Source organism: Ramlibacter sp. JJN2-2R (genome assembly GCF_057747835.1).
This window is the reverse complement of record NZ_CM173226.1, coordinates 1,431,362-1,444,801: the sequence shown is the minus strand read 5'-3', so window position 1 is coordinate 1,444,801 and position 13,440 is coordinate 1,431,362. Positions and strand designations below refer to the sequence as shown.

At 71.9% G+C, this 13,440-nt stretch carries 13 protein-coding genes; 6 read left to right on the top strand and 7 right to left on the bottom strand.

Going from position 1 to position 13,440, the window contains the following annotated elements; genetic code table 11:
* Window positions 1-158 precede the first annotated feature (158 nt).
* Genes AC3ANR_RS07105 through AC3ANR_RS07080 form a run of 6 tightly spaced genes read left to right on the top strand, consistent with a single transcriptional unit; the run spans window position 159 to window position 5,619 of the window.
* Entirely contained in the window at window positions 159-1,013 is an 855-nt protein-coding gene (locus AC3ANR_RS07105) for an STAS domain-containing protein (RefSeq protein ID WP_488291180.1), read from the top strand.
* A 4-nt stretch (window positions 1,014-1,017) separates the two neighbouring features.
* Entirely contained in the window at window positions 1,018-1,392 is a 375-nt protein-coding gene (locus AC3ANR_RS07100) for an STAS domain-containing protein (protein WP_488291179.1), read from the top strand.
* On the top strand, window positions 1,382-1,789 hold the full coding sequence (locus AC3ANR_RS07095; protein ID WP_488291178.1) for an anti-sigma regulatory factor: 408 nt from the start codon (window positions 1,382-1,384) through the stop codon (window positions 1,787-1,789). The genes AC3ANR_RS07100 and AC3ANR_RS07095 overlap by 11 nt, the downstream gene beginning before the upstream one ends.
* Window positions 1,780-2,793, top strand: coding sequence for an ATP-binding protein (locus tag AC3ANR_RS07090; protein WP_488291177.1), 1,014 nt, complete (start codon window positions 1,780-1,782; stop codon window positions 2,791-2,793). Before AC3ANR_RS07095 ends, AC3ANR_RS07090 begins: the two co-directional genes overlap by 10 nt.
* Window positions 2,794-2,798: 5 nt before the next feature.
* Window positions 2,799-3,659 (top strand): sensor histidine kinase, encoded by an 861-nt coding sequence (locus AC3ANR_RS07085; protein WP_488291176.1) that lies wholly within the window; start codon window positions 2,799-2,801, stop codon window positions 3,657-3,659.
* Window positions 3,652-5,619, top strand: coding sequence for a hybrid sensor histidine kinase/response regulator (locus AC3ANR_RS07080; RefSeq protein ID WP_488291175.1), 1,968 nt, complete (start codon window positions 3,652-3,654; stop codon window positions 5,617-5,619). Before AC3ANR_RS07085 ends, AC3ANR_RS07080 begins: the two co-directional genes overlap by 8 nt.
* A gap of 4 nt (window positions 5,620-5,623) precedes the next feature.
* Here AC3ANR_RS07080 and AC3ANR_RS07075 read toward each other — a convergent pair whose 3' ends face one another.
* From AC3ANR_RS07075 to AC3ANR_RS07045, 7 genes are read right to left on the bottom strand one after another with little or no spacing between them, the layout of a single operon-like run.
* The gene (locus AC3ANR_RS07075) at window positions 5,624-6,580 is read right to left on the bottom strand and encodes an aldo/keto reductase (RefSeq protein WP_488291174.1); all 957 of its coding nucleotides are present in this window, start codon (window positions 6,578-6,580) and stop codon (window positions 5,624-5,626) included.
* A 25-nt stretch (window positions 6,581-6,605) separates the two neighbouring features.
* Complete coding sequence (locus tag AC3ANR_RS07070) at window positions 6,606-7,988, bottom strand: DUF3131 domain-containing protein (protein ID WP_488291173.1); 1,383 nt, start codon at window positions 7,986-7,988, stop codon at window positions 6,606-6,608.
* Window positions 7,982-9,445 (bottom strand): DUF3131 domain-containing protein, encoded by a 1,464-nt coding sequence (locus AC3ANR_RS07065; RefSeq protein ID WP_488291172.1) that lies wholly within the window; start codon window positions 9,443-9,445, stop codon window positions 7,982-7,984. The genes AC3ANR_RS07070 and AC3ANR_RS07065 overlap by 7 nt, the downstream gene beginning before the upstream one ends.
* Window positions 9,445-10,776 carry a DUF3131 domain-containing protein gene (locus AC3ANR_RS07060; RefSeq protein WP_488291171.1) on the bottom strand — a complete coding sequence of 444 codons (1,332 nt, stop codon included), beginning with the start codon at window positions 10,774-10,776 and terminating at the stop codon, window positions 9,445-9,447. Before AC3ANR_RS07060 ends, AC3ANR_RS07065 begins: the two co-directional genes overlap by 1 nt.
* 34 nt (window positions 10,777-10,810) lie before the next feature.
* The gene (locus AC3ANR_RS07055) at window positions 10,811-12,640 is read right to left on the bottom strand and encodes a glycosyltransferase (protein ID WP_488291170.1); all 1,830 of its coding nucleotides are present in this window, start codon (window positions 12,638-12,640) and stop codon (window positions 10,811-10,813) included.
* A gap of 11 nt (window positions 12,641-12,651) precedes the next feature.
* On the bottom strand, window positions 12,652-13,083 hold the full coding sequence (locus AC3ANR_RS07050) for an ATP-binding protein (protein ID WP_488291169.1): 432 nt from the start codon (window positions 13,081-13,083) through the stop codon (window positions 12,652-12,654).
* Between the two features lie 10 nt (window positions 13,084-13,093).
* Window positions 13,094-13,435 (bottom strand): STAS domain-containing protein, encoded by a 342-nt coding sequence (locus AC3ANR_RS07045; RefSeq protein ID WP_488291168.1) that lies wholly within the window; start codon window positions 13,433-13,435, stop codon window positions 13,094-13,096.
* Window positions 13,436-13,440: the final 5 nt, after the last annotated feature.

Below are 13,440 nucleotides of genomic sequence, written 5' to 3'. Positions count from 1 at the left end.
TGTCGGCGGCCGGCGGCGTTTCGGGAGCGCGACAAGAGAGCGATCGAGCCTCGCCGCGCAATCCGCACGTCAGACCCGTCCTACACCCGACAGTGAAGCTCGTCCCTAGAATGGCCGACGCCCTTTCCAGGGCGATCTCCCACTCCCACACCTTTCCCATGACACAACAAGGCCAAGCCATGCTGGGGCTGCTGTCCCAGCATGAAGAGCACATCGTTTCCGAGTGGCTGCACGAAGCCGGCGCCGCGTCCGGCCGCATGAGCGACGCCGCCCGGCGGGCGATGCAGGGCGAGGGCAGCGACCTGCTGCGTGCACTGCGCGAGGCGCTGCACGCGGGCGCCGACCCCGAGGCCTTCCAGGGCCCCGCCTGGGCGCCGGTGCGCCACGTGCTCGAGGCCTTGTCCCGCTCGCGCGCCGCGCAGGGGCAGAGCGCGGGCGACACCAGCGTGTTCGTGCTCGCGCTCAAGCGCCCGCTGTTCAACGTGCTGCAGCGCACGACGGCCGACCCGCAGGCCCTGATGGCCACGGTGTGGGCGCTGTCGACCCTGGTGGACAAGATGGCGCAGTGGACCGTCACGACCTACCAGCAGACGCGCGAGGACATCATCCGGCGCCAGCAGCAGGACCTGCTGGAGCTGTCGACGCCGGTGATCAAGCTGTGGGACGGCGTGCTCGCGGTGCCCATGATCGGCACCCTGGATTCCAGCCGCACGCAGGTGGTGATGGAGACCCTGCTGCAGCGCATCGTCGAGACCGGCGCCACGCTGGCCATCATCGACATCACCGGCGTGCCCACCGTGGACACGCTGGTGGCGCAGCACCTGATCAAGACCGTCAGCGCCATCCGCCTGATGGGCGCCGAATGCATCATCAGCGGCATCCGGCCGCAGATCGCGCAGACCATCGTCCACCTGGGCATCGACCTGGGCAGCATCGCGTCCAAGGCCAACCTGGCCGACGCCCTGGCGCTCGCGCTGCACCAGCGCGGCTACACCATCACGCGGGCGGCCTGACACGATGTACCGCATCCCCATCCTGCAGATGGGCCAGACGCTGCTGGTGACCATCCAGGTCGACATGCAGGACCAGATGGCCCTGGCCTTGCAGGACGACCTGGCCAACAAGATCGCCGACAGCGGCGCCAAGGGCGTGCTGATCGACATCAGCGCGCTGGAGATCGTCGATTCGTTCGTGGGCCGCATGCTCGCGAGCATCTCCGGGATCTCGCGCGTGCTGGACGCCACCACCGTCGTCGTCGGCATGCAGCCGGCCGTCGCCATCACGCTGGTCGAACTGGGCCTGTCGCTGGAAGGCGTGCGGACCGCCCTGAACGTCGAACGCGGCATGGAGCTGCTCGCGCAGACCCGCAAGGAGAATGCGCTTGTCCGTTGACGAACAGCAAGGGTGCGTGCCGGTGCGCTCCGAGGAGGACATCGTCGCCAGCCGCCAGAAGGTGCGCGCCCTCACCCAGCAGCTGAAGTTCTCGCTGGTGGACCAGACCAAGATGATCACGGCGGCCAGCGAGCTGTCGCGCAACACGCTGATCCACGGCGGCGGCGGCCAGATGCGCTGGGAGCTCCTGGAGGACGGCGTGCGGCGCGGCCTGCGCCTGCACTTCGAGGACGAGGGCCCGGGCATCCCCGACCTGGGCCTGGCCCTCACCGACGGCTGGACGTCCGGCACCGGCATGGGCCTGGGCCTGCCGGGCAGCAAGCGCCTGGTGCACGAATTCGATGTCCGCTCCACGCCCGGGCAGGGCACCTGCGTGAGCATCACCCGGTGGAAGTGATCACCGGCCGCTTCCATGCCGACTTCCCGATCGGCGACGCCAGCCGCATCGGGGAGGCGCGCCGCCACGCCGCCGAGCTGGCGGCGGAGTGCGGGCTGGACGAGACCGAGGCCGGCCAGCTGGCCATCGTCGTCACCGAGCTGTGCACCAACCTGCTGCGCCACGCGCGCGACGGCCGCCTGCTCCTGTCGGCCCGCCCGGCGCGGCGCGAAGTCGAGGTGATCGCCCTCGACCGCGGCCCGGGCATCCCCGACCTCGACCGCTGCCTGGGTGACGGCTATTCGACCGGCGGCACGCCGGGCACGGGCCTGGGCGCCGTGCGCCGGCTCGCGCACGACTTCGACATCCACACTTCGGTGCCCGCCGGCACCATCGTGCTGGCCCGCCTGCGTTCGGCCGCCGCGCCGCGCGGCGCCGCCGTGGCGGTGAGCACCGGCGCGGTGTCGCTGGCCGCCCCCGGCGAGCACGTCTGCGGCGACGCATGGGCGTTCGCCCTCGATGAGGGCCGCGCCTCGGTCCTGGTGGCCGACGGCCTGGGGCACGGGCCGAACGCCGCCGAGGCGGCGGAGGCAGCCGTGTCGGTGTTCCGGGACGATCCGCTGGCCGCGCCGCGCCAGCTGCTCGAGCGCTCGCATGCGCGGCTGCGCATGACGCGCGGGGCCGCGCTGACGCTCGTCCAGGCGGACGCCGGCAGCGGCACGATCCGCCTGGCCGGCGCCGGCAACGTGATGGGCCGCGTCGTCTCCGGCGTGCAGGACCGCACCCTGCTGGGCCAGCACGGCACCGTCGGCGTGACGATCCGCGCGCCGGCCGAAACCACGGTCGACTGGCCGCCGCACGCGCTGCTGGTCGTCTTCAGCGACGGCGTGGAGAGCCGCTGGAAGCCGGAGCTGCTGCATCCCGTGCTCGGCCGTGACCCCGCCATCGCCGCCGCCTTGCTATTGCGCGATCATTGCCGTGGACGCGACGACGCCACCGTCGCCGTGCTGCGCCGAAAGGAATGAAAGAGATGGACGGCAACACCTCCGCCGCCGACCTGGCGCAGGCGCTGCAAGCCGCGCGCCGCGAGGCCCAGGGCCTGCGCGAGGAGCTGGAGGAAACCAATCGCGGCGTGCTCGCGCTGTACGCCGAGCTCGACTCGCAGGCCGAGCAGCTGCGCGAGGCCACCGAGCTCAAGAGCCGGTTCCTCGCCTACATGAGCCACGAGTTCCGCACCCCGATCAACGCGATCCGCAGCATCGCGCGGCTGCTGATGGACCGCGTGGACGGCCCGCTCACGGGCGAGCAGGAGCGCCAGGTGGCCTTCATCCAGACCACCGCCGCCGAATTCGCGGAGATGGTGGACGACCTGCTGGACCTGGCCAAGGTGGAAGCCGGCCGGGTGGAGATCTCGCCCGCCTGGTTCGAGATGGTCGACCTGTTCTCGGCCCTGCGCGGCATGTTCAAGCCGGTGCTCACGAACCCCGAGGTGAACCTGGTGTTCGAGGAGCCGCACGGCATCCCGAAGCTGTACACCGACGACCGCAAGCTGTCGCAGATCCTGCGCAACTTCATCTCCAACGCGCTGAAGTTCACCCCCGAGGGCGAGGTGCGCGTGAGCGCCCGCTGCGAGGGCAGCCGCATCACCTTCTCGGTGGCGGACACCGGCATCGGCATCCCGCCCGAGCACCACCAGGCGATCTTCGAGGACTACTCGCAGGTGCAGACTCCGCTGCAGCGGCGCGTGCGCGGCACCGGCCTGGGCCTGGCGCTGTCCAAGCGCCTCTCGGCGCTGCTGGGCGGCAGCGTCGAGGTGCAAAGCGAAGTCGGCAAGGGCTCGGTGTTCTCGCTGACCATCCCCGTGCGGGTCGAGGGCAGCGCGGATGAGTAGCGCCGCGTCGATCCACAGCACGATCGACCGCGCGGCCCACACCGTGCTCGTGGTGGACGACAACCCCGCCACGCGCTATTCGACCACGCGCGTGATCCGCGCCGCGGGCTTCCGCACCGAGGAAGCCGGCACCGGCGGCCAGGCGCTGGAGATCTGCCGCAAGGGCGTCTCGGCCGTCGTGCTGGACGTGCACCTGCCCGACATCGACGGCTTCGAGGTCTGCCGCCGGCTGCGCGCCGACCCGTCCACGCAGCTGCTGCCGATCGTGCACCTGTCGGCCGCCTACGTGAAGAACGAGGACCATGTCACCGGCCTGAACGCCGGGGCCGACGGCTACATGGTCCACCCCGTCGAGCCGGCCGTGCTGGTGGCGACGCTGCAGGCGTTGATCCGCGCCCGCTCCGCGGAGGACGAACTGCGCCGCAGCGAGCAGCGCTTTCGCGCCATCTACGACCAGGCGCACAGCGGCATCGCCGTGCTCGACGGGCTCGGCCGCTTCGTCGACGCCAACCCCGCCATGCTGGACATGCTGGGGGTGCCGCGCGACCAGGTGATCGGCCGCCCGCTGCGCGACCTGGTGCCCGAGGACGCGCGCGAGGGCGTCGACGCGGCGCTGGCGACGCCCGCCCAGGACGCGTGGCGCGGCGAGTTCCCGCTGCTGGCCGCCGACGGCCGCAGCGTCCACATGCAGTGGAGCCTGTCGCCCCAGGTGGGCCGCGGCACGCGCATCGCCACCGGCATCGACGTCTCGGAGCGGCACCAGCTCGACCAGCGCCGGCGCGAGGTGCTCGAGCGCGAGCAGGCCGCGCGCGCCCAGGCCGAGCGCCACAGCCGCACCAAGGACGACTTCATCGCCGTGCTGTCGCACGAGCTGCGCACGCCGCTCAACGCCATCATCGGCTGGGTGCACATCCTCAAGCGCCGCGGCACCACGCCCGAGGGCATGAAGGGGCTGGACGCCATCGAGCGCAACGTCAAGACGCAGGCGCGCATCATCAGCGACATCCTGGACGTCTCGCGCATCAACTCCGGCAAGCTGCAGCTGGACCGCCAGGCGATCGACCCGGCGGACCTGGTCAAGAGCTCGATCGGCGCGCTCGGCCTGGCGGCCGACGAGAAGCGCATCCGCGTGGAGACCGACGTCGAGTCGGCGCACGAGGAGGCGTGGCTGGATCCCGCCCGCTTCCAGCAGATCTTCTGGAACCTGATGACCAACGCCATCAAGTTCTCGACCGAGGGCGCCGTCGTGCAGGTCGGCCTGCACCGCCGGGGCGATCGCCTGCGGCTCACGGTGCGCGACTTCGGCGCCGGCATCAAGCCCGATTTCCTGCCGCACCTGTTCGACCGCTTCACCCAGAGCGACTCGCCGGGCAACCGCCGCCACGGCGGCCTGGGCCTGGGCCTGTCCATCGTCAAGCACCTGGTGGACCTGCACGGCGGCGACGTCGGCGCGCAAAGCGAAGGGCCGGGCCACGGCACGCTGATGTGGGTGGAACTGCCCACGGCGGCGGTGGCCACGACGGCGCCCGATCCGGACTCCGTCTTCGACGACGAGGGCGAGGCCGCGGTGCAGGCCCTGGACGGCGTCGACGTGCTGGTGGTCGAGGACGACCGCGAAGCCGGCGAGATGATGACCATCGTGCTGAGCGACCGCGGCGCGCGGGTGCGGGTCGCGCGCGACTACGACAGCGCCCTCGAGCAGTTGCGCCAGGGGTGGCCGCAGGTGCTGGTCAGCGACATCGGGCTGCCCGGGCGCGACGGCTACGACCTCGCGCGCGAGGTGCGCCGGATGGAAGCCGGCACCGGCCACCTGCCGATGGTGGCGCTGACCGCGTTCGCCCGGCCCGAGGACCAGACGCGCTCGCTGAGCGCCGGCTTCGACATGCACCTGGCCAAGCCGCTCAAGCCGCACAAGCTGCTCGGCGCCATCGCCGAACTGCTGCCGCCGCGCGCCGCCTGACCCTTCAGGTCTCCGCGCTCGCGCGGTCCAGCAGCGTCATGGTCTCGGAGTCCAGCCGCAGGTGCGCCGCATTCACCAGGCCGCGCAGCTGCTCCAGCGTCGTGGCGCTGGCGATCGGCGCGGCCACCGCCGGCCGCGACATCACCCACGCGATGGCCACCTCGCCCGGCGTGCTGCCGGTGCGCGTGGCCGCCTCGTCCAGGGCCGCCAGGATCCGGCGGCCGCGTTCATTGAGATATTTCTTGGCCACGCCGGCGCCGCGCGGGCTCTTGGACACGTCCGCCGGCTCGCGGTACTTGCCGGTCAGGAAGCCGGCGGCCAGCGCGTAATAGTTGATGACGCCGATGCCCTCGTGCACGCACAGCGGCTGCAGCTCGTGCTCGAACACCGCGCGGTCGTACAGGTTGTACAGCGGCTGCAGCGTCTCGTACCGGGGCAGGCCCAGGCGCCGGCTGGCCTCCAGCGCCTGGCGCAGCCGGTCCGCCTTGTAGTTGGACGCGCCGATGGCGCGCACCTTGCCCTCCTTGAACAGCGCCGCGAACGCCTCCAGCGTCTCCTCCAGCGGCGTGGCCTCGTCGTCCTGGTGCGCCTGGTACAGGTCGATGCGGTCCGTCTGCAGCCGCCGCAACGAGTCCTCCACCGCCTGCCGGATGTAGGCCGCCTTCAGGCCCACCTTGCCGTCGCCCATGTCCATGCCGACCTTGGTGGCCAGCACGACCCGGTCGCGCTTGCCGGACTGCTTGAGCCACTTGCCGATGACCGTCTCCGACTCGCCGCCCACGTGGCCGGGCGCCCAGCGCGAATACACGTCGGCGCTGTCGACGAAGTTGAAGCCGGCGTCCAGCCAGGCATCGAGCAGCGAGAACGAGGTCTTCTCGTCGGCGGTCCAGCCGAGCACGTTGCCGCCGAAGCAGAGGGGGGAGACCTGGAGGGCCGAGCGGCCGAGCGGGCGCAGTTGCATGATCGAACTCCGGAGCGGACAACCACTATGACGAGGCGGCGGCGCGGGCGCAACCCGCGCGTTCGCCCGGCCAGCACCGCCCCAGCCGGCCGAACGGATCAGCCGTGCGCACGGCGAAGAAGCCCGGCGGTTCGTTCGCCTCCCGTCCGTGCAGCGGCCCCTTGGCCTTGAAGAGCAGCGTCTCCAGGATGGCCGCGTTGGTGGTGAGCGAGAGCGTCGCGTTGGGTCCCCCGCCCTGCTCGAAGCGGCCCTCGAACCAGCCGCGGTCGGGGTCGAACAGGTAGCGCACGTTCTCGACCAGCGCGGCCGTGTAATCGCCGGGCCACAGCGCCCACATGCCGAACGCGGCGCGGGTCGCCACCTGGGCGAGGCGTTCGTGCTCCTGGCCGTCGCCCGCGACCGTGTTCCACGGGTAGCCCGACGCATAGACGGCGTCCAGCACCACGTACGGCGCCTCGCGCAGCTGGCAGTCGGTGCGGGCCGTGAACTGGCGCTCGCGCCGCCAGCGCTGCTCCTGCACCTGGTAGACGGCCGGCGCCAGCCCGCGCAGCGCGCCGGCGCCGGGCCCCGCCCAGCCCAGTTCGATGCCGGCCAGCACGTAGGGCATGGTGAGCACCGGCGCCTGCGCGCCGGACGTGCGCGGATCGCGCGCGTCGTAGCGCACCGCGATGCCGTCGATGTTGGCGGTGTGCAGCGCCGGCAGCGCGGCGGATTCGCGGGTGTCGAACCCCCACGCCGCGTAGCCCGCCGCGGCGAGCTGCTCGTAGCCCAGGCGCCCCTCCTGGTAGCGGACCACCTGGCCGCCGTTGACCGACGCGCCCTGCAGCCGCCCGCAGTCGTCGATCACGTTGCAGAAGGTCCAGCGCACGACGGCCTTGTCGGCGTACTCGCGCCAGCGCGGATGCCGCTGCCCGGCGATGCGCAGCCACAGCAGCAGCCGGCCCACGTCCACCGCCGACCAGCCGATGTCCGCCGGCCGCTGGTCGAAGCCGACCATCTTGCCGGTGAGCGCGCTGTAGGCCTTGTTGGGCAGCTGGCCCTGCGACAGGTCCATGGTGGCCAGGAAGCCGAGCAGCCGCGACAGCCGCAGGTCGAACTCCTGCGCGCCGATGACCTGCAGCTCGTGCGCCGCGACGATCGCGGCGATCGCGTCGCCGGCGTTCCAGGCGGTGAACACCGGCGAGCGGTCCAGGCCGCCGGTGAGGCCGGTGTCGTAGTCGGTGTTGTTCTCCAGGTAGCGCCAGGCGGTGCGCGCCCACTGGAACTGCTGCGGCGTCAGTCCCGCCACCGGGCTCGCGGGCAGCGCGTCGCGGCCGGCGGCGGCGGCAGCGGTGCCGCGCGCCACCACGCCGCAGCCGCCCAGCCCGGCCGAGGCGCCCGCGGCCAGCAGCGAGCGGCGCGTCAGCATGCGGGCGCCCCGGCTGCGCTGGCCGCGTCGCGCCGGCAGGGCGCCGTCCCCGGACGCCCGGGCGCGCCGGCGGGAATCGCGTTCAGCGTGCGGTCCCACAGGCTCGCCGCGGGCTCGCCGCCCCACCGCAGCAGCTTGCCCTGCGCCTTGAACAGCAGGGTCTCCAGGATGATGCCGTTGTTGTTGGCGGTGAAGGCGCGGATCGGGCCCTTGCCGTTTTCCAGCACGCCTTCCATGAAGCCCCGGGCGGGGTCGCCGTGGCGCACCACCTCCTCGAACAGGCGGTCGGTGTAGGGCGACTTCCACAGCGCCCACATGCCCAGCGCCGCCTTCAGCGACACGGCCGCGAACTGCGGCACGTACTGGCCCGGCTCGGTGATCGTGTTCCACGGGTAGCCGTCGGTGAACACCGTGTCGTAGACGAAGTAGGGCTCGGCGTCGAGCTGGTGCTCCGACCGCGCGGTGAGGATGCCGGTGGCGCGCCAGCGGTTCTCCTGCGCCTGGTAGACGCGGTGCGCGAAGTCGGCCATCCACGCGTGGCTGTGCGCGTCGTCGTCGGTGCCGCGGTCGCCCGGCAGGTCCCAGTTGAACTCGATGCCGTCCAGGGCGTAGCTCTCGGTCACCACGTAGTTGTGCTGGTGGAACTTGCGCGGGTCGCGCGCGTCGTACGGCACGTCCACGCAGTAGATGGGCGCCATCGCATAGGGCTGCGGCCGCGAGGCCAGCTCGGTGGGCACGCCCCACAGCTGGAAGCCCTTGGCCGAATACTCCTCGTAGCCCAGGCGCCCCTCCTGCACGTACTGCACGTTGCGGTCCTTGTCGAGCAGCGCGCCGAACATCATGCCGCCGCGGTCGACGACGTGGGTCCACTTCCAGCGCAGCACGAAGCGGTCGATCGCGTCGGCATGGCGCGGATAGCGCTCCTTCACGATCTTCAGCCACACCAGCAGCCGCCCCAGGTCCAGCGCCGAGAAGCCGATCTCGCCGGGCTTGTTGGCGTAGTCCACCTTCTCCAGCGTCCTGGTGTGGTAGACCTTGTTGGGCAGCTCGTCGCGGAAGAACGCCAGCCCCCCCAGCGCCGCGATCGCGCGCGCGAGGCGCTCGTCCGCCTGCTGCGGCGTGACCAGGCGCAGTTCGCGCGCGGCGACGATGGCCCCGAGGTAGGACGCCGTGTCCCACATCGTCGTCGACGGATAGTTGTCGACGGCGTTGGCCAGGCCCGTGGGCTGGGTGTTGTTCTCGAAGTACTTCCACGCGATGCGCGCCATGCCCATCTCGCGGTCGGTCAGCGGGCCGGAGCGGCGTCCGTAGGTGGCCGCGGGCAGCTCGCCGGGCTTGCAGTCGGCGGCGCCGGGGGCCGCGTCGGGCGCAGCGGCCGCACCGGCGGCGTGCGCCAGCAGCGGCAAGGTGAGCGCGGCCAGGCCCAGGGTGCGGCGGAAGATGGAATGGCGGGACATCAGCGGTATTGCAGCAGCGGGCCGTGGGCGATGTAGGCCAGGCTCTCGAGGACCACGGCATTGGTGTTGGCGGCGAGCACCCGGTTGGGCTGGCCGTCCGTTTCGTAGCGGCCGGCATACCAGCCGCCGGCCTCGTTCAGGTCCGCCACGGCGGCGACCAGCTGCTGCGTGTACGGGGTGCGCAGCAGCGCATGCCAGGCGAACGCGGCCTTGGTCGACAGCGTGCGCAGCTGCGGCACCGGCTCGCCCTTGTCGGTGACGGCCGCCCACGGCTGCCCCGCGGTCCACACGGTGTTGTAGACGAAGTACGGGGCGCGGTCGACGTGGTCCTCGCTCACGGCCGTGAGCACGCCGGTGCGGCGGTGCCGCTCCTCCTGCGCGCGGTACACGCGCCAGGCCATCTCGCGGCCGGTGCGGGTCCAGCCGAATTCCAGCCCCTGCAGCACCCAGGGCTCGCTCAGCACGTGGTCCTGCGCGCCCCACTCGCGCGGATCGCGGTCGTCCGCGGGCACGCGGATGCCCTCGACGTCCACCAGGCGCAGGTGCGCCAGCGGGTCGGCGGCCCGGTCCACGTCCAGTCCCATCAGCGCGAGCGTGCGCGCGGCGTACTGCTCGTAGCCCAGGCGCCCTTCCTGCACCACCTGCGGCGCGCCGCCGGCGCCCGCCTCCATGCCCCACAGCTGGCCGTCGCGCACGAGCTGCGCGGTGTTCCAGCGCGCGATCACGCGCCGCGCCGCCTCGGTGTGCCGCGGGTGGTGCCAGGCGACGATGTTCAGCGGCACCAGCAGCCGGCCCACGTCGATCGCCGACCAGCCGATGCCGCCGGGCGCGGGCCGGTTGGCGTAGTCGGTCATCTGCAGCGTGCGCACGTCGTACGACTTGTTGGGCAGCGCGTCGGCGTACAGCGGCAGCCGGCCGAGCGAGGCGAGCGCGCGCGCCATGCGGTCGTCGAACGCCTTCTCGTCCACCAGCCCGAGCTGCCGCGCGGACAGCAGGGCCAGCAGGTAGGACGCCGAGTCCCACAGCGTCGCGCCGGAAAAGCCCTGCACCGCCGGCGGCAGGCCCGTGGCCGCCTCGGTGTTGCGCTCGAAGTACGACCAGGCGGTGCGCGCCCACTGCTGCTCCTGCGCCGTCAGCGCCCGCGGTCCCGGCAGCGCCGGCAGGTCCGCGCTGGGCGCGAGCGGGGTGCGCGCCGCGGCGGCCGGCCGCGACTTGTCGATCAGTTCCCTGCCGGTCTCGCGCTCGATCCACCAGACCGCGCCGAAGGCGATGACGATGGCGGCGATCCACACGATGGAGCTGCGCGCCTTGACCCAGTTGCTGTCTTGCATGTGCCTGTCGTACTTCGTTGTCGTTGTTCCGTGCTCACGCCGGCTGCGCCTGCGGGGCGCCGGACTCCTCGGGCGGCTTCCACAGCGCCGCGCGCACCAGCGGCAGCATCGCGAACACGTTGTTCAGCCCCCACGCCACGTTGACGACGAGGTTGGGCAGCTCGCCCTGCGCGCCCTGGCCGAAGACGCGCCACGCGGCGTAACCCAGGCCCGCCAGCGTGAGCACGATGACCGCCAGCTGCGGGTACACCAGGTGCAGGAAGTTGCCCTCCTGCCGCTCCTTGGGCGTGACGTGGAACTTGATCTTCTCGCCGCGCAGCACCGTCCACAGCGCGCGGAAGTTGACGGGGAAGAACGACAGGTAGGAGGCCTTGCCGTCCCAGCTGTTGACGCCCCACGTGCCCACCATGAAGGCCAGCTCGGTCAGCAGGATGAACGGCAGGGCATGCAGGTAGAAGGCCGCCGAGTACGAGGCCAGCGGCGCGATGCCGGTGAACAGATAGAGGATCGGCGCGGCCAGGAAGACGATGTTCCACAGGCAGCCGAGGTAGGACCAGAAGGTGGTCAGGTACATCAGCCGCTGGGGCATCCGCATGCCGCCTTGCAGCAGCGGGTTGTCGCGCAGCGCGATGTCCAGCGTGCCGCCGGCGTACTTGAAGCGCTGGATCATCCAGGTCAGCAGGTCCTGCGGCGACAGCATCCTGGACTCCACCTGCGGGTGCAGCACCGACTTCCAGCGCCGGTCGGGGTCGTTGTGCAGCACGATCGAGGTGTAGATGTCCTCGGACACATGGAACTTGTAGGGCGTCAGCTCCTGCTCCAGCGCCGCCTGCGTGCGCATCGCGGTGCCCAGGTCGCGCCGCAGTTCCTCGTCCGGCACGTCGCGCTCGAAGCGGCTGACCTCGCGGTCGACGCTGAGCGCGAAGCTGCGCAGCGCCGCCTGCATCACCGCCTCGCGCCGGTGCACCGAGCCGGCGCCGCAGCAGAACGCCGCGTGGCACCAGTTGCGCCGGCGCAGGATCACGTCATAGAACATCTGCGGGTCGTTGACGAACGGATCGCGCCCCAGGTGCACGCGTCCCACGAGCCGCTCGATCCCGCGCCCGAGCGCGCGGCCGGCGCCGCCGAGGCGGCGGCCCAGCCACTGCGGCAGCGGCGTGCCCTCGGGGAGGTCGTAGAACCACTGCGGCGTCTGCACCCACGCCACGTCGGGGTCGCGGAAGTAGCCCAGCGTGTGGGCGAGGAAGGTCGGGAACAGCCGCGTGTCGGCATCACAGATCACGATGAAGTCGCCGCTGGTGAGCTCCATCGCGTTGCGCAGGTTGCCCGCCTTGAAGCCGACATTGTTGCCGCGGGTGATGTAGCGGACGCCCTCCTCCTCGGCCACCTGCCGCATGGAGGCGCGGCGGCCGTCGTCGAGCACGTGCACGCGCAGGTCGACCGGGTGCGGGTACTGCAGCCGCCTGGCGTCGCGGATCGACAGCCGCACCAGTTCCTCGTCCTCGTTGTAGGTGGTGATGAAGACGTCCACGGCGACCGGCCGCCGTGCCCACTCGCCGCTGTCGGCGGTGCACTCGCCCACGGTGCGCGGGGGCGGCTGCTGCGGCACGTCGCGCGTGCGCCAGAGGTTGAACGTGAACAGCACCAGGCCGATGTAGGCCAGCGTCTCGGCCACCGCCAGCGGGATCGCGAACCACAGCGCCTCCGGGTTGAGCGACGAGGTCCAGCGCCAGCGGATGTAGTTGGCGCCCAGCACCAGGGCGATGATCACGAGGAACTGCCACAGCAGCTCGCGCGCGGGCGAGGCCGGCAGCGGCGCGGGCGGACGGCGGTCCTCGAAGCGGTCGAAGTAGAAGGAAGGCAAGGGATCTTTCGTCACAGCCGCCGCACCAGGTGCAGGCGGTTCACGCCGTCGCGGCTGCCGTAGCGCACCTCGTGGAAGGCGGACTTGATGAGGGCCAGGCCCATGCCGCCCTCGGGCAGGCCGGCCAGGTCCGTGGGATCGAACTGGAAAGTGGTGGCGGCGTCGGCTTCCTCCAGGCGGCCCGGCGGGATGGGCCGGCCGCGGTCCCAGAGGTCGACCTCCAGCGCGCCCGGGCGCTCCAGCATGCGCAGGCGCACGCGGGGGTCGGCCGCGTCCGGCGCGTACCCATGCTCGGCGATGTTGGTCAGCGCCTCGGCCAGCGCCAGCTCGATCGCGTCGCGCTCGCCCTCGTCCAGCCAGTCGGGCAGCGCCTGCCGCACGCGCTGCGTGGCATCGGCCACCGCGTCGAGGCGGGCGGGAGCGACGAATTCGAGTTCGCGCATCGGCGGCGTGTCAGGCGCCCAGGCGGGCGAGCGCCGCGGCGCGGTCGGCGTCGATGGTGAACACCTTGTCCATCCGCGTGAGCCTGAACAGGCTCAGCACCCCGCCGCGGGCGCCGCACACCGCCATCGCGCCCTGGCTGCCCAGGGCCTTGAGGATGGAGACCAGGGCGCCCAGGCCGCTGGAGTCGAGGAAATCCACGCCGCTCAGGTCCAGCACCAGCCGGCGCTCGCCGCTGTCGACCAGCTGGACGACCTCCTGCTTGAAGGTGGGGGCGACGGCGGCGTCGAGCCGCCGGACGCGGGGAGCGACGACCGGCACGGCGCCGTCGCGGTGGACTTCGATCAAGGGCATGGTGT